At 45.9% G+C, this 16,320-nt stretch carries 15 protein-coding genes; 5 read left to right on the top strand and 10 right to left on the bottom strand.

All coding sequences use genetic code 11. The features are described 5' to 3' along the window. The first annotated feature begins 133 nt into the window (after positions 1–133). Positions 134–448, top strand: coding sequence for a met regulon transcriptional regulator MetJ (gene metJ / locus L5M10_RS11445; RefSeq protein WP_105251319.1), 315 nt, complete (start codon positions 134–136; stop codon positions 446–448). Between the two features lie 134 nt (positions 449–582). After that, complete coding sequence (locus tag L5M10_RS11440) at positions 583–1,326, top strand: sulfite exporter TauE/SafE family protein (RefSeq protein ID WP_113940051.1); 744 nt, start codon at positions 583–585, stop codon at positions 1,324–1,326. Between the two features lie 106 nt (positions 1,327–1,432). Here L5M10_RS11440 and nrfD read toward each other — a convergent pair whose 3' ends face one another. The 5 genes from nrfD to L5M10_RS11415 form a co-directional block, all read right to left on the bottom strand. Then, the gene (nrfD, locus tag L5M10_RS11435) at positions 1,433–2,380 is read right to left on the bottom strand and encodes an NrfD/PsrC family molybdoenzyme membrane anchor subunit (RefSeq protein ID WP_105251317.1); all 948 of its coding nucleotides are present in this window, start codon (positions 2,378–2,380) and stop codon (positions 1,433–1,435) included. A 2-nt stretch (positions 2,381–2,382) separates the two neighbouring features. Then, positions 2,383–2,949 (bottom strand): 4Fe-4S dicluster domain-containing protein, encoded by a 567-nt coding sequence (locus L5M10_RS11430; protein WP_105251316.1) that lies wholly within the window; start codon positions 2,947–2,949, stop codon positions 2,383–2,385. A gap of 12 nt (positions 2,950–2,961) precedes the next feature. Next, entirely contained in the window at positions 2,962–5,244 is a 2,283-nt protein-coding gene (phsA, locus tag L5M10_RS11425; RefSeq protein ID WP_105251315.1) for a thiosulfate reductase PhsA, read from the bottom strand. A gap of 430 nt (positions 5,245–5,674) precedes the next feature. Next, entirely contained in the window at positions 5,675–6,337 is a 663-nt protein-coding gene (locus tag L5M10_RS11420; RefSeq protein WP_263255283.1) for a pentapeptide repeat-containing protein, read from the bottom strand. Between the two features lie 104 nt (positions 6,338–6,441). Further along, positions 6,442–6,924 (bottom strand): SRPBCC family protein, encoded by a 483-nt coding sequence (locus L5M10_RS11415; protein ID WP_168825637.1) that lies wholly within the window; start codon positions 6,922–6,924, stop codon positions 6,442–6,444. 235 nt (positions 6,925–7,159) lie between these two features. Between L5M10_RS11415 and L5M10_RS11410 the strand changes: the two genes are divergently transcribed. Together L5M10_RS11410 and L5M10_RS11405 are read left to right on the top strand one after the other, a co-directional pair. After that, complete coding sequence (locus tag L5M10_RS11410) at positions 7,160–7,588, top strand: hypothetical protein (RefSeq protein WP_317629579.1); 429 nt, start codon at positions 7,160–7,162, stop codon at positions 7,586–7,588. Beyond that, on the top strand, positions 7,575–8,678 hold the full coding sequence (locus L5M10_RS11405) for a phosphoribosylaminoimidazolesuccinocarboxamide synthase (protein WP_173496464.1): 1,104 nt from the start codon (positions 7,575–7,577) through the stop codon (positions 8,676–8,678). Before L5M10_RS11410 ends, L5M10_RS11405 begins: the two co-directional genes overlap by 14 nt. A 317-nt stretch (positions 8,679–8,995) precedes the next feature. Here the strand turns inward: L5M10_RS11405 and L5M10_RS11400 are convergent, their stop codons facing one another. The 5 genes from L5M10_RS11400 to L5M10_RS11380 all read right to left on the bottom strand — a co-directional run bounded on the left by L5M10_RS11400 (position 8,996) and on the right by L5M10_RS11380 (position 14,423). Further along, positions 8,996–9,268, bottom strand: a complete 273-nt coding sequence (locus tag L5M10_RS11400) for a hypothetical protein (protein ID WP_012586691.1) — start codon at positions 9,266–9,268, stop codon at positions 8,996–8,998. A gap of 1,273 nt (positions 9,269–10,541) precedes the next feature. Then, positions 10,542–11,120, bottom strand: coding sequence for a porin family protein (locus L5M10_RS11395; protein WP_105251308.1), 579 nt, complete (start codon positions 11,118–11,120; stop codon positions 10,542–10,544). A gap of 616 nt (positions 11,121–11,736) precedes the next feature. After that, positions 11,737–12,588: a class I SAM-dependent DNA methyltransferase gene (locus L5M10_RS11390; RefSeq protein ID WP_173496462.1), complete on the bottom strand. Its 852-nt coding sequence runs from the start codon at positions 12,586–12,588 to the stop codon at positions 11,737–11,739. 140 nt (positions 12,589–12,728) lie between these two features. After that, entirely contained in the window at positions 12,729–13,505 is a 777-nt protein-coding gene (locus tag L5M10_RS11385) for an EAL domain-containing protein (protein WP_113940061.1), read from the bottom strand. A 204-nt stretch (positions 13,506–13,709) separates the two neighbouring features. Then, positions 13,710–14,423, bottom strand: a complete 714-nt coding sequence (locus tag L5M10_RS11380; RefSeq protein ID WP_263255282.1) for an oxidative stress defense protein — start codon at positions 14,421–14,423, stop codon at positions 13,710–13,712. 417 nt (positions 14,424–14,840) lie between these two features. Here L5M10_RS11380 and rimO point away from each other — a divergent pair, with 417 nt between their 5' ends. Beyond that, positions 14,841–16,259: a 30S ribosomal protein S12 methylthiotransferase RimO gene (rimO, locus tag L5M10_RS11375; protein WP_263176093.1), complete on the top strand. Its 1,419-nt coding sequence runs from the start codon at positions 14,841–14,843 to the stop codon at positions 16,257–16,259. Positions 16,260–16,320 lie beyond the last annotated feature (61 nt).

Raw genomic sequence — 16,320 nt, 5'->3', positions numbered from 1 at the left:
GGCGTGAAGACGTTTAGACGTCTGAACATAAAGAAATCTGTTTGCAATCACAAAGAAATAGTAGCAATAATTTGACTGTTCTTTGTAAGGGTTTAAAATCTGCCCCGAATTTAGCGTTATAACAGGTGAGTCAATGACTGAATGGAATGGGGAATACATCAGCCCCTATGCTGAACATGGCAAGAAGAATGAACAAGTAAAAAAAATTACTGTGTCTATTCCGCTCAAAGTGCTTAAGGTCCTCACGGACGAACGTACTCGTCGTCAGGTCAATAATTTGCGTCACGCCACCAACAGCGAGCTGTTGTGTGAGGCATTTTTGCACGCCTACACTGGCCAGCCATTGCCCAACGATGAAGATCTGTCAAAAGATAACCCAGACAGCATTCCCGCCGAAGCCAAGTTGTTGATGGATCAAATGGGAATCGAGTGGGAAGACATGGAATAGCGACTCGTCGCTTTCAAAGTCATATCACAGTGCTCATCAATAGGGATCGTTAACGATCCCTTTTTGTTTATACCCAAGCGACTTCAAACTTTAAATTTCACTATCTTGAGGTGGTTTGGGATATAGGAAATCCTATGTTTTCTATGATAGATCCACAGACACTCGCCTTAGCCTCGCTGGTCGTGTTTCTGGGCGCCTTAACCCAAAGTCTGATTGGGTTTGGGCTTGCGGTTGTCGCCAGTCCTTTGCTGTATATCGTCGATCCACAACTTGTACCTGCGCCTGTTATTGCTATGGGTTTCTCCATCGCCCTGCTGACCTTAGTGCGTGAACGCGGTCACTTAGAATTCAATGGCTTGCAATATGCGCTCCTAGGTCGCGTGCCCGGCGGTTTTATCGGCGCGAGCCTGTTGCTGTTTGCGCCTCAACCCATACTGGGTTTATCCATCGCCGCCATTGTGACTGTCGCAGTGATCCTCAGCCTGTATAAATTCAGCCTGCCAGTGAATAAGAAAACCCTCTTCGGTGCGGGCGTGGTTTCAGGGATCTTCGGCAATATCGCCGCGATTGGTGGCCCGCCGATGGCGATTTTGTTGGCAGGCAAAGATGCCTCGCAGTTTCGCGCAGCGCTGTCGGCCTTCTTCATTTTTAGCTCCATGATTGCATTGATCATTTTAGCGATCACTGGCTTATTAGAATTAAAACATCTGTGGCTGTCGTTGATGCTGCTTCCCTCAGTGATTTTAGGTTACTTAGTCGCAGGACGATTAGTGGGCCGTGTCGATAAAGAGAAGACAAAGATGGCGACGTTAGTCCTGTGCAGTATCAGCGCCTTAGTGCTAACGGTGAAGTCGGTTATCGAGTTATTACCCCAATAAGCGTCCTGCTTATACTGGCAAACCTTCTCACGATTCAAACAATAAAAAAGCACTGACATTGCCAGTGCTTTTTCTTTATCTATCAATATGTAAAGCCAGCTTACACTCAGCTTAAATAGCTTTGCCCTGCGTACACAATAAAGTGTCTTAAGGCGAGTACGCCCGTTAAGCTCGCACAAGCCACCATGATCATCGCGCCCTTAGTGTGGCGAGTCGCGGCGGGTAACAGCATAAACAGCAATGGAATACCAAAGCCGATACCGACAACACCTATCCAGAACACGCTTGCCCATAGCCCAGAAGTTAACGATGCTAAGGCCGCAGCCGCCGCGCCGCCCTTGAAGTACAAGGCGCAGAACAACATGAACAGGAACAGGATTTCAATCGCCATCACAGGCAATTCTAAACCGTGCATCTTCACTAAAGTTTTGTCGTGGCTGTCAGTCTTAAACATCAGCAACGCCAGTACCGCATTTGCCGCAGCGCCCGCCGATAGACCTGACACTAAAAACAGCGCAGGCAGTACCGCAGTGTTGAGCATAGGATAGGCATTCATCGCCGAAATTAAGAAGCCAGTGTAAGCCCCTACGCCAATGGCGAGGACAAACAACAATACTTCAATCAGCTTTCGAAATGGCATAAGTAACTTAGCGATAGGTGTTAGGAAACCCAAACCCCATTTTGGTAAGTCATCCCGCAGCACAATAATGGCGTACGCAAAAGCTAAGGGAGAATACGCCAGCAGCGCCAGCACCCCGATTGCCATCACAGACTGGAAGTTATAGTGAATTAAGATCAGCCAAAAGTGGAATGGTTTGGTTAAGTCAAACACTAAGCAAGCTAGACCTAAGCTAATTGCTACAGGCCCAATAATGGCTGCCGCCTTAAGAATGCTGCTTTCAGCTCCCGCGCTGAGTTCCTTATTCGCCCAGCGTAAACCAATGCCAATCAGTAAACTGCCCGCGGATAACCCCGCCATAAACAGGTAAACGGCGATGACCCAGTGCCAAGTGACAGGATCATATTGCGCCATGTCGCCCCAAGTATTGTTCATAATCAAATCCCCCCTCTTTTGGTAGGAACGCGATATACCCTAGGTTTAGTGCCTAAATGGGTTTTATCTTGGTAAGTGATTTTAGTGTTGAGCATGATGGCCACTTCACTGCGTGGATCATTGGCATCACCAAACACTAAGGCATCGGTTGGACACACAGTCACACACGCTGGCTCTTCGCCCCGTGCTAAACGCGTATCCTTACAGAAGTTACACTTATCCGCCGCCTTGGTTTCTGGGTTCATAAAGCGCACTTTATAAGGGCACGCTGCCACACAGTACATACAGCCGACACACTTCTCGGTATGGATAGAGATAATGCCGTCTTCACCCACATAGGCCGCGCCTGTTGGGCACACCTTAACGCAGGGTGCATCTTCACATTGCTGGCAAGATACCCTGTGATATTTGAAATGCAGATTGGGCATCTCACCAAAGGGGCCTTCCACACGCACTTGCAGACGAGTTACGCCTTCGGGTACACCATTTTCACTGCGACACGCCACGTTACAAGCTTGGCAGCCGATGCACTTATTCTCGTCGTGCACCATTACATATCGTTTATTCATTTAAGCCTCCGATTAGCGCTTTGCCAGCGTGACGCCCGTGGTGTGCACTGTCATGCCACACACAGGAGCAGTAACGTGCGGCAGTAAGTTACCGCAGTGGATACCTTTGCCCGTTGCTCTGACCAACTCTTTGTTTTTAGAACCAAAGCCCATGTAAGCAAACACAGTATCTTGGCGAATACCCGGCGTGACTAAGGCGTGGCCTTCTTCGGTGCCTACACTGCTGGTGAGGCGGATTGGGTCGCCATTGCTGATCCCTAACTTACCCGCAGTAACAGGGTGAACCCACACAGCGTTATCCGACATCAGGTTAGCGAGCATAGGCACATTGTGGGTGGCGCCATTGGTGTGCACCGCCACTTTGCCTTGGATAAAGTACAGCTCATCTGCTTTTTTAAGATTCACTTCGCGGAACTTGATCACCCCACGGCCCGGTGCCATGGCTTCGACTTTCGCGGAAGTAAGTTCAATTTTGCCACTCGGGGTTTTAAAGGTCAGTGCACTGGCGTAAGTGCCGTCTTCATCGGCAGGTCGCGCATTGGGGTATGCCTTAATAAACTCGGCAACCATCTTAGGCTCGCACAACATAATTGGCTTACCGAAGCTCACGAAACCTTCGTCTTTGATCCGGCGCAGCAGGTCAGTGTCGCGGTTCACCTGCAGCATTTGCAGGGTTTCCATGTTTTCCCATGGATAGAACTCGCCAAGGCCCATAGCCACACCCACATCCTTAAAGATCTGCCAAGAAGGCTTAGTATCACCTAAGGTTTCAACGACCCGTTGGCGCACATAATAGGCCGGATTTTTACCTGACTTATCAGCAATTTCTTCATCACGTTCAAGATAAGTCGATTCAGGTAAAATCACGTCCGCATAGGCGGCGGTTTCGCTGATATACACATCACACACGGCGATAAAGTCGAGCTTTTTCATCGCTTCAACAACGCGCGCTCTGTCTGTCATGGTTTGCATTGGGTTAGTGCGTGACATCACCCAGCCGTGTAACTGGTAAGGAACAGCGCTTAACGTGGCATCGAGAATGGTTTGGTAAACGCCGCCCGATGTCCACATCATGGCGTACTGCTCTTCCACCTGATCGATACGTTTCGCTGCTGGTTTTGGCATGTCTTTCACGCCAGGTTTTGCCAATACGGGCGCAACCGCTTCACCGGCAAGCTTGTTGTAATCACCGGGTTTCTGGCCGATATAAATCCCACCCTTACGCTCAATATTACCAATCAAGACGTTGGCGGCGTAAAGGGCGCGGCGCATCTCAAACTCTTCGGTGGTAAAGGTGGCTCTGTGACCAAAATCGACCACGGCATGGGGCGCTTTAGCGGCATATTCGTGGGCGATACGACGAATGTCTTTGGCAGGCACATCGGAGATGGTTTCAGCCCATTCAGGGGTATAGGCTTTCACTTCGGCGGCAAAGGCTTCGAAACCTTCCACATAACGCGCGACAAATGCCTTGTCGTAAAGATTATCTTCAATCAATACATGGCATAACGCCAAGGCGACGGCCACATCGGTACCGGGGCGAATGGCATACCATTCATCGGCCTTGTCGGCCACAATGGAGAATCTTGGCTCGAACACCACCAGCTTGGCACCTTTGTCCATTTGCGCCGCCATCATGCCGCGGGTTTCGGACATATTGATGCCTTCGTACAGGTTATGGCCGAAGTTAATGATGTATTTAGAATTACTTAAATCACGTTTGACCTTAGTGCCAAAAATAGCCTTAGCGGCAATTTCATAACCACCTGGGCAAGTCGACGCGTGGGTAAAGGTATTTGGACTACCAAAGGCGGTCGCAAGGTGAAACAAATGCTTTTCTTGTGAGCCAGATTTTGACGAGAATGCCACGGCTTCTGGGCCATGTTCTTTTTTGATTTTATTGAGGTTTTCAGCGATTAATTTATAAGCCTCATCCCAACTAATCTCAGCCCATTTGCCTTCGCCGCGCTCACCGACCCGCTTTAACGGTTTAACGATACGCTGTGGATCGTACAATAAACTATGGCCTGCGCCGCCACGGGCACACACTTTACCGCCAAAGGATTTAGCGGCCTTATTGCCACTAATGAAGACGTTTTTGCCTTCAATCACCCGCGCCGAAATCGGGCAGCGAGTCGAACACATTTCACAAATACTGGCAATGTCTTTGCCCATGCCCTTTAGCTGCTTATTCTCTAATGCCGCTAAGCTGCCCGGCAGCAGACTGGCCAGCGCACACGTGGCGCTGCTCGCTCCTGCTCCCTTTAAAAAGGTTCGCCTATTAAGCTCAATCATGGTTACCTCCATCACGCTCATCCCACCCGTCAGTCGCCACATTGGACGCCATCGAGCAGAGGTTTGCTCACTGATTTGATTACTTTTTTAGTTATAAAGCGTTAAAACAGCGCCACCATATCTTCAAAATACACGGCATACGCTGAATACACTGCTCATCCACAGAGATTGTTATCCCGAAAGAGGTAGGTGGGTATTGTGGTAAACCACATGGGGAAGCTCGGTGTGATCTACCGCAACTAAAACCTAGGACTGACCTTGAAATACGTGAATAAGATCAATAGGTCTTAAAAAACGGACAGAAAAAGCCGCCAGATGGGACAAATGGCGGCTTCAAAAATAAACAGATATTTCAGTAAATTGCGATAATACTCGTGGGATGAGCATCACTATGCTGAGTAAAAAGCTGAGTAAAAACCTACCACAATCCTTAATCCATTAATTCTATATCGAGGCAGTTGAGCAGCCGAATCGCTTCGTCGCGGCTAAACTTAGCACCTTTGATTTTATTGTTAAAAATGTCGATATCGTAATTGGATGCCTCGCTGAAATCCGCCTCCAATAATTGAGTTCGGCCAAACAGACTATGACTAAAATCCGTGTAGGTGAAATTGGCTTGATTAAAACTGCCCTCGCGAAAATCGACATCGTGGGCCTTGCACTCTTCGATGATGATTTCATCGAGGGACAAACCTAAAAATGAGCAATCATTTAAGATGGATTGCTTAAAGGAAAAGGGCGCGGCAAAGGATAAACGCGACCACGCGGCGCGGGTCCAATCGATACCGACTAACTTACATTCTTCAAACTCCACCCCGCTGAACTGACACTGGGGCACTTTCACTAAACTTAAGTTGCAACGCACAAAGCGGCAATCGATAAACTTGCACTTACGGAAAGTGCTCTCGCTAAAATGGCAATCTTGAAAGCAGCAATCCTCAAACTCGATGCCCTGTAGATCTTGGGCTAATTCCGACAAGCCATTGAACTGTTTTGATAAAAAACTATTGCCCTGCAAAGCAGCGCTTTGCGCGAGTTGCGATGGCGCGAGTTGCGATGGCGCAAGCTGTGGTACTTCTTTCTGTGACGACATAACACCTCTAATCCTGCCCAATCCCCAGCAATAAAATATGCAGGGCAATTGGGCTAGATACTGCTTATTGTTTACTCTCTGATACGAGGCTTGAGACTCACTGGCTAAATGCTCGCGACGAGTTCCTCAAGCTGATCGGTCGCCTTAGACCAACCCTGATAAAACCCCATATCCTCATGATTCTGCCTATCTTCACTATTCCAATGCAGCACCCGCGCAGTGTACTTGGTCTTACCATCTATAGGTTCAAACGTAATGGTTGCCGTCATAAAGGCTTTATCGGACGGCACCCAAGCCTCAGTAAAGGCATCGGTAAATACGATGCGCTCATTCTCAACCACCTCGAGATACACGCCACGATTCGGGAAATCCTGTCCCTCAGGGCTGCGCATCACGATCACATTTGAACCACCGGCACGCACATCTAAGCTCGCGCTAGCCACAGTCCACGGCCTTGGCGTAAACCAAATTTTGAGGAGCTCTGGCTCGGTCCACGCGCGGAACAGCTTTTCTGGCGGCGCATCGATAATCCGCTCTAATACTAGCTCTCGTTGATTATCATTATGTACATGCTGACTGGTGCTCATATTCCCTCCATTGGATATTTGGCTTGATGGTCTTGTCGGCTGCAGCTACGTCATAAGCTCGCACATCAGCGCGCTAAAATACAGCCCTTCAACATTAGCTCGTCCGCAGAACACCAGCCCTCCATCATGCTCAGCACTGAGTGTTAGCGCGTGATTCCCTTGCAAATCCTTATGCCCGCTAGATTCAAGCCACAGAACTATATAAAGAGCAGTGTAAAGGGCTGTGCAAAGAGCGATGCAAATAGCCGTGGCAAATTTTGTCAAAAAAGGTAGAATGTCGCCACTTTTTCGCGGCAGTCTAGAACAAGGTTCTCTCGGATTAATGGTTAGCATTTTCGAGCAAAATGGCACGGGCCCAGCCCGCTTTCGCAGACCACTTTCACTGTGGTGCCAACCTTGCCCTGCGTTTGTTCCCTACCTTGCATTATCTCCTGCTGACACAATTCAAACACCGCCCGAAAATACCCCTTTTGCTGTTCAAGATTTAACATCAAATCCCGCAAACTGGCTGAATGCTTTACGCCCTAAGCCAAGCGCGAATAATAAAGCGGTTGCAATGAATCTGGCTGTTGCTAATGCCATAGTCCATCTGCAAACCGACACTTATAAAAACCTTATCCCTACACTCTCTATCCTAAGGAATACTCGTCATGAGTCTTGCTGATTCCGTATTAGCCGTGAATAACGATTTGCCAATCCGCACCGACAGCCCAGTCCACAGCGGCAAGGTTCGCAGCGTTTACTGGCTAACCGATGCCGACAGCCGCCGTTTAATCAAAACCAAGGGTTATAACGTCCCCGAAGATACCCCGCTCGCCATCATGGTGATCAGCGACCGTATCTCGGCCTTCGACTGCATCTTCCACGGCGAAGGTGGCCTCAAAGGCATTCCCGGTAAAGGCGCGGCATTAAACGCGATTTCTAACCACTGGTTTAAACTGTTCGCCGAAAACGGCCTAGCCGACAGCCATATTTTGGATATCCCGCACCCGTTCGTATGGATAGTCCAAAAAGCCCGCCCCATTAAAGTCGAAGCCATTTGCCGCCAGTACATCACAGGCTCAATGTGGCGCGCTTACTCTAAGGGCGAGCGCGTATTCTGTGGCATCACACTGCCAGAAGGCTTAGAGAAAGATCAAAAGCTCCCTGAGCTGTTAATCACCCCATCGACTAAGGGCATTTTAACCGGTATCCCAGGCGTGCCAGCCCAAGATGACGTGAACATCAGCCGCAGCGATATCCAAGCCAACTACCAAGCCTTTGGCTTTGAAAAGTTAGAAGATATCGACCTGTACGAGAAGCTGTTAAAAGATGGCTTTAAAGTGATTTCAAAAGCACTGGCCGACATTGATCAAGTGTTTGTCGACACTAAATTTGAGTTCGGTTATGTGACCGATAAAGATGGCAATTCAAAACTGATTTACATGGATGAAGTCGGCACTCCAGACTCATCACGTATTTGGGACGGCGCCGCCTACCGCGATGGCAAGATTTTGGAAAACTCCAAAGAGGGTTTCCGCCAATTCCTGCTAAATCATTTCCCCGATCCTGATGTGCTGCTCAACAAAGACAGAATGCCAGAGCGTGAAGCCCTCGCCCGCGACAATGACCTCCCACTTGAGGCCATGATGCAAGTGTCACGCACTTACACCGGCGTTGCCGAGAAAGTGACTGGCGCGGCGATTCCGCTGCCAGCGAATCCAAAGGCAGATATTATTAAGATACTCAAAGATGAGTATGATCTGATTGTGTAATAGAGAGTTGTAATCAAATCTGAGGTTTTGGGTGGTTTACCCATAACTGAATAGTAGAAAAGGCGCTTAGGCGCCTTTTTGTTTAAGTCATTCACAAACTTAACCAATACACCGCTGATAATTAAGCACTGTCATTCCAGTGACACGCCATAAACTCATCCATGAGGGCTCGACGACGGCATCCATGCCGTCAACGGTCACTTACATGCCAATGCTTAATCCCGCCAACCCATCTAGTAATCAGTATGCCTTTTTACAAGCATACACTTTGCAAAATTAACAATGGATAGCTCGTTAAAAACCATTAATAATCCCAGTTAGATTGAGATACTATGCGTCCATTGAGGGTACCAACCTTTAGCAAGATATTTTACCAAATTCGGATCACCTTCAAACATTACTCGGCTACCTAATTTATACGCTAGTGCAGATTGGTCAACTCTTAAACCAGAGGCTCTTGCAGCCTGTGTAAGTTGGTGAAGTAAAGCTGCATTATTACCGCTAGTTGGTTTTGCTTCAAAAACAGCAAAATTAATTTTGCCGCCAGAGGTAGAACGTTCACTCAAATGAGCCATATTAATTTGGGTCATGATATATTTTTCCTAAACAAAGTTTTCAATGTAAGGCGAATTACTTGCTTAGGGTGTTGCTGAGTCTAAAGCGATATCCTATAGTACCAACAACGGGATCCCGTTAACCTTCTAAGTAAACCAAGTAAATCGCCTTGCGGTATACATCCTTGTGACTAAGGTTCATTAACATGTCGAGTGTTACATGTACCTTAGTCGCTATCCATCAGCAAAAAAGCACTATATATAGTGTTTTTTTTTCGCTAAGACACAAGATAGTGAGGTTCTTCCTTATTTGCAAGTCTGAATTTAGGGGACATCTTGTTGATAACTTTTGGCGTTAGCAATGGCTAACCTGCTGAATTAATAACCAAGCGGGTTTCAATATATGTGAGAGATGTTCAAGCGCCCAAATTGAAAATATTAATCGCCGACTTTTTAGCATCTAAAAGACTTCGCACAATCCAAGTTACATAAAAAAGCGGTTTTACATAACGTACACAGCTTTGTATGGGAGTGATGATTAAGCTCGAGGTAAGCTTAAATGCAACTATTCCATCTTTCATATTTCAATCCATGTAAATATTTACTTCTATCCTTGAGCCTAAGCTTAGGAAATACGACTTTATTCCAATATAACGTTTGTATTTCTACATCAGTACACGTTGCTACGTGAATGCTTTTAAAAAGATGGGACAGGCGATCTCTTTTTCTTTAAAGAACTCACAGACAACACATAATTCGCAGGAATACACCTTTCCCTGCGAAGTTGCTGAAGAGCGTTGAAGAAAATCGCGTGACGCAGACAGGACGTCTGCGTAGCTTTCGGGGGGAAGGGACGCCCCATCGGAAGCGTTAGCTATTTTCGAATAAGCACGAAGCCACTAATCAATGCATGTAACTTCGCTAGGGACGCCGGGGGATTTCCAAAAGGGGAACAGGCGCTTTTCCCCTTTTGGTCGGGTGTGGGGTGAAACTCCACGACTTTGATTCACCTCGGCCGTAAGGCCGCAATAACAGACAAAGAAACAAAGATGGGACATCCGATTACGGCCAACACCGCGACGACAGAAGTCCCCTCGGAGTTGCCGCAGGCGAATAGTTTAATAAAAAATGCATGAGTTCGGTCATCGAGCATCCAAGGGGGAAGCCCCACGACTTTGATCTTTATTTAAAATAAGTGAAACCAAATAAATTTTACAATAAAAATAAAATCAAAGTAAAAAAGGCGTGACACTCAAAGTGTCACGCCTTAATAATTTTTACTTGAATTATAAATATTACAAATTACTAATTAGAAGCGATATTCAACACCGATACTGGCTTGATTAAAGTCTGTATCTGTTTTCCCGCCATTGGCGACGCTATCGACATTAATATCTGCATCATACCAAGTATACTCAGCATTAATTAAAAATCGATCTGTGACTTTAAATGCCACACCGGCGCCGGCGAATACACCTTCACCATCGTCATTGCCAGAAAAACCGACGACGTCATAATCTGTCGAATACCATAACTGACCACCTTTAGCATATAGCTCAACTCGGTCTGCAATGGGAAGCATGACTTTAAGGGCTGCCGTATAACCATCGGTTTCGGCATTGGCTAAACCATTACCATAATCACCAAAGTTAATGTAACTACCTTCAAGAGCAAGGTATTTATTAAACTTATAACCAACAAGACCCTGCATTACATCACTATTATCATCAAAATCATCATCGCCATCGACTTTTAAATAACCGTAGTTAGCGCCGACATAGATTCCGTTTTCTGCGGCATCACTGTTGCTCATGTTATCAGCATGAGAATATGCACTAAAAGAGGCTAAAGAAATAATGGCAGCTAAAGTAAGAATGGGATTTTTCATAAAGTACTCCTAGTTAATTATTTAAATACACTAAGGACACTACAAAAATAATGCCAACCTCGCAAAACCACACTCAGATCAATACATAATGAAAATAATAACCATACTTATCAACACTATAGATTTATTTTAATATTTTAAATTCGAGTTAACTATTTTTATAAAACACATGAAACTTTTTTCATACTTACACTAAAGCCGTGCTAATTCTGTCTTAATGTATTTATTGCCTGTGAAATTGTAACTATTTCATAGGCAATAAAATAAACATACAACTTTATTACATTCAATTAATTCTATTATCATTTCTATTGTGCGACTTCTTTATTAAAGCAAGTTTATTAAAGCAAGCTTTAACGGGAATACTGTGCGGCAGCGTTATGAACAAGAGTTATGGATGACGAACTGATTGTTAAACATGGACGTTATTTGGCAAGGAATATCCAAAAGGGGAACTGGTACTTTCCCCTTTTGGTCGACTCTTGATGAAAAATCAAGAATGAAGCCCACTACTTTCATTTGGGTTTACATAAAAACAGACTGAAAGAGAAGCGAGATTTAACAAGTCACACTGACATTATGAGCAGACCTTCTGTTACCAACCTTCAACAGAAGGTCAAATCTTCACACAAACAAACAGCGCATTACCTGATGCTAAATCCCACGGGACAATTCTTTCATAATCGTGTTCGAAAACATGCACTTCAAAATAGGGCGCTAACAATTCCTGCAGCTCAGTGAAGCTGGTAGCGACCATAGCATGTTGGTCTTGCCATTGCTCAATACTGTGGACTTCTTGTAAACCCACTTCTTGCAAACCTGCGGCGTGTAACCCAGCTTCCAGCGAGCCTAAGCCTTTCATATCAGAGACAGGTAAAGGCGAGACATCAGCAAACGGCTGACTGCTTTTGGCAATACTCAACTTTAATGACTGTTTCTCACCTTGCCCACTGTAATGCCAGCCGGATTCGAAGGCGAAATGACTACCATCAAACTCGGCAAAATGCTTAACCGAACTTGTGTTATCGATTCTGTGCTTATCGACAGTATTAAAACAAAACAGCCCACCGTCATTAAGTGCGCTATGCACACTGGCGATACAGCTTTTAAGGCGTTCGATGCAAGCACTGTAATGGATGGAATATAAAAAACAGGTAATCAAATCGACGCGCTCTTCTAAATAAAAAGCCGTCATATCTTGGAGGTTAAACTGAGCTTCAGGGCAACGACGCATGGCCATGTCTAGCATAGGCTGATTAATATCAAGGCCACTGCACTGATAACCAAGGTCGATAAAATGCCGCACATGTGGACCAGTGCCACAGGCTAAATCAAGATGTTGCTTACCATTATTGCCGAGGAACTGATGCAGACGATGGATACTCGCGCTCTGTTGCTGGTAGTTGATATCGGAACACATTAAATCGTAATAACCGGATAAATCGGTATAGAGCGCGTTGGAAGACATAGTAGCGAATAGGTAACAAGGGCAATTTTAGGTGGCGCATGATATATCAGTTAGCCGATATCAGAAACAAAGAATTATCCATCGTGTCTCTGCACGTGTTATCACTCTAATCGTGCAACGATATCAATCCACCTAACCATTTACTTTGGGGCGTGAAAGCTCAGCTCTTCATAGGAACTCAAATATTCGAGTTGTGGTTTGGCAAAATAATACCCCTGAAAATACTCAATCCCTATTCCAGCGAGATAATTAAGTTCGGCTTCAGTCTCAATGCCTTCGGCCAAAACTCTTGTATTAAGCTCTAAACAAATACGCAGTATTTCATCCACGGCTAACTGCTTTTCTCTATCGAGATCGATATCACGGATCAAGGTCATATCAAGTTTTAATACTTGAGGGCGTAGGGCTTCGAGCCAGCTTAAATCAGCAAAACCACTGCCAAAATCATCGATTGCCGTGATAAAACCACGCTTAGCATAGCTCTCGAAGATACGGACTAATTTTGCCCGATCAACAATTTGCTCGCCCTCTGTCACTTCGAACATGATTTTGTGAATATCAAACCCATACATGTCGGCGGCTTCAATCGTCGCGCGGATACAGGTCTCAGGGTTATATACGGCATTAGGTAAAAAGTTGATACTGAGCATCTTATCGAGTCCCAGCTTTGAAGCAGTTTCTATCGCTTTAACACGGCAAGCCTGATCAAAATAGTATTTATTATTTTCATTAATCCGCTCAAACACCCACGCAGCCCCTTCACCATCAGGGCCTCTGACCAGAGCTTCATAACCGCTAATCTCACGACTAGGCCAATGGATAATAGGTTGAAATGCCATTCGAATTTCAAATCCTAATGACTTACCACTTAAGCAATCCATGCAAGTTTGTTGCTTTATTCGAGCGGGAAAATCCATAAACGGCCTCCTAAACATTAACCTTACTAGTGTGAGGATAAATACTTAAATTTGCCAGTTTTTACTGTTCATCATCCTAATAAAATCCATCACATATAGAGTGAAGAATGCTATTTCCAAAAATATAAAACGATTGTAAACGGCATAAAAAAATGGATGAATCTCAATAGGAGCTTCATCCATCACCATAGGCCTCTGACTGATTTACTTCAGTTTATAAACCACTTCAACTCTATCTTCTATGCTCACTTGACCATATTGATAACTCTCGGCGGCGCCCATGGCATCGGCTTTAGCACTCATGCGTAACATGACAGGTTGCACAGGGCGTTGATCGTAATAACGGATCTGCCAAATCTTACCGAGATTTTCACCAAAGCCTTTAGCCAAAGATTCGGCTTTTTGTTTGGCATCCACAATCGCAGCTTGACGTGCTTTGGCGACGTATTCAGCTTCTTTGCTCGACTTAAGGGCGATGTTATTGACCCGATTCATGCCCTCTTCTAAGGCAGAATCTAAAATAGCATTCAAGCGGCTTAAGTCTGTTACCGTCACGGTAATTTGGCGACTGGCAGTATAACCCGTCAGCTCTGGCGCTTTATCCTGCACATACACATATTGCGGTTGAAGATTTAAATTCGCGCTCTGGATCTGATCTTTAGTCACACCCGCTGCGGTGAGACGGGCGATAAACTTAGCCACGGCGGCATCGGAATTATCTTTGGCGGCTTTAGCGGTTTTTTCGGTCACGGCCACTTCCACATTCACATCCGCCATATCGGGCTCGACTTGGATTTGGCTGACCCCCATGGTTTCAATATGCGGGAAATCGACCTCAGCGGCAATCACTGCTGGCGCCATAAACGCGCTAGAAAAAAGACCACCCGCCACCAATACCGCTAAAAGAGAATTTTTCATAACTTACTCCAAAATAATGTGCTTATACCTAAACCACTTCAAATAGAACGCATATTCAAAACGAGACGGCTAAAACGACCGTGTCGCTTATTTAGCGCTTAGGCTATCAGTAAAAAGTGCCAATACTTGTGCCAATATGTAACAGCATCAAGAAATTGTCTCTTGCCCCTATAAACGTGGCCAATTTTAAAAAGGGTTAATTTTTCTGAAAAATGTTTAGCGCTTTTTATCCAGATGAGTTCGACCTTGGATCTTTGGCTTGTCTTCCTATATCCACACCCAAAATAGGCCTTAGGGTTAACTGGCATATTCAGCGCCCCAGTTGTACACTTTTCAGCCAAAGCTACTGTACCTTTTAATCACTTCAGGTATAATCCGCCAACTTTTTTAAGGCGGCTTATACCTCAGCGAGAAACCATGACAGTTGAAACTTTTAAACCCAAGCAAACGACCACGCTTGATATCCCAGTCAAAACATTAGAAGCAGCAAGCACTAATGCTGTTGCCACTGGGAATCGCATCGGTTTCGTGTCTTTGGGCTGCCCAAAAAACCTCGTGGATTCAGAGCGTATTCTGACTCAGTTACGCATCGACGGCTACGAAGTCACTAACAGCTACGACAATGCCGACTTAGTTATCGTCAATACCTGCGGCTTTATCGATGCTGCGGTGGAAGAGTCTCTGGATGCTGTGCGTGAAGCCTTAGAAGAAAACGGCAAAGTGATCGTCACTGGCTGCCTTGGCGCTAAAGAAAACCAAATCCGCGAAGTGCACCCTGATGTGTTAGAAATCACTGGCCCACACAGCTACGAAGCGGTGTTGAAGCATGTTCACAAGTACGTGCCTAAGCCAGAGCACAACCCTTTCACCTCATTAATCCCACAAACTGGGGTTAAGTTAACGCCTAAGCATTACGCTTATTTAAAGATTTCAGAAGGTTGCGACAACCGTTGTACTTTCTGCATCATCCCTTCGCTACGTGGCGATCTCGACAGCCGCCCAGCGGGCAGCATCTTAGATGAAGCTAAGCGTTTAGTGGAATCAGGCGTACAAGAAATTCTAGTTGTGAGCCAAGACACCTCGGCCTACGGCAAAGACAAAGGCGGTCGTACCGATTTTTGGAACGGTATGCCAGTCAAGCAAGACATTACTAGCCTAGCGCGCCAACTGGGTAAAATGGGCGCTTGGGTGCGTCTGCATTATATCTATCCCTACCCATGGGTTGACGATTTGATCCCGCTAATGGCGGAAGGTTTAATCCTGCCGTATTTGGATATTCCAATGCAGCATGCTAGCCCGCGCATCCTGAAGATGATGAAGCGTCCAGGCCGTGTTGACCGTCAGTTAGAAGCGATTCAACGCTGGCGTGAAATTTGTCCAGATCTAGTGATCCGCTCGACCTTCATCGTCGGCTTCCCAGGTGAAACCGAAGAGGATTTCCAAATCCTGCTCGATTTCTTAAAAGAAGCACGTCTTGATCGCGTAGGTTGCTTTAAATATTCTGAAGTCGATGGCGCTGTCGCCAACACCATAGCTGAGCTTATCAGCGAAGAGGTTAAAGAAGACAGATACCACAGATTTATGGAACTCCAAGCCGAGATCAGCGCCGAGCGTTTAGCCCGTTTCGTTGGCCGTACTTTAGATATTCTGATTGACGATGTCGACGAAGAAGGCGCCATTGGCCGCAGCTTCGCCGATGCACCAGAAATCGACGGCATGGTGTTTATCAATGGTGAAACTGAACTTGAGCCCGGTATGTTGGTTCGTGCCCGCATCACCCATTCAGATGAACACGATCTGTGGGCCGAAATAGTCGACGCTGACACCCAAGACTAAGCTGTTCTGATACAGGACAGGCTATGACTCAAAAAGCGAACCTCTGGTTCGCTTTTTGTTT

The sequence above is a fragment of the Shewanella sp. SM32 genome, from assembly GCF_025654235.1.
GTDB classification, from domain to species: Bacteria; Pseudomonadota; Gammaproteobacteria; order Enterobacterales; family Shewanellaceae; genus Shewanella; species Shewanella oncorhynchi.
The sequence above is the reverse complement of the archived record's forward strand: the minus strand, read 5'-3'. Positions and strand labels throughout refer to the sequence as shown.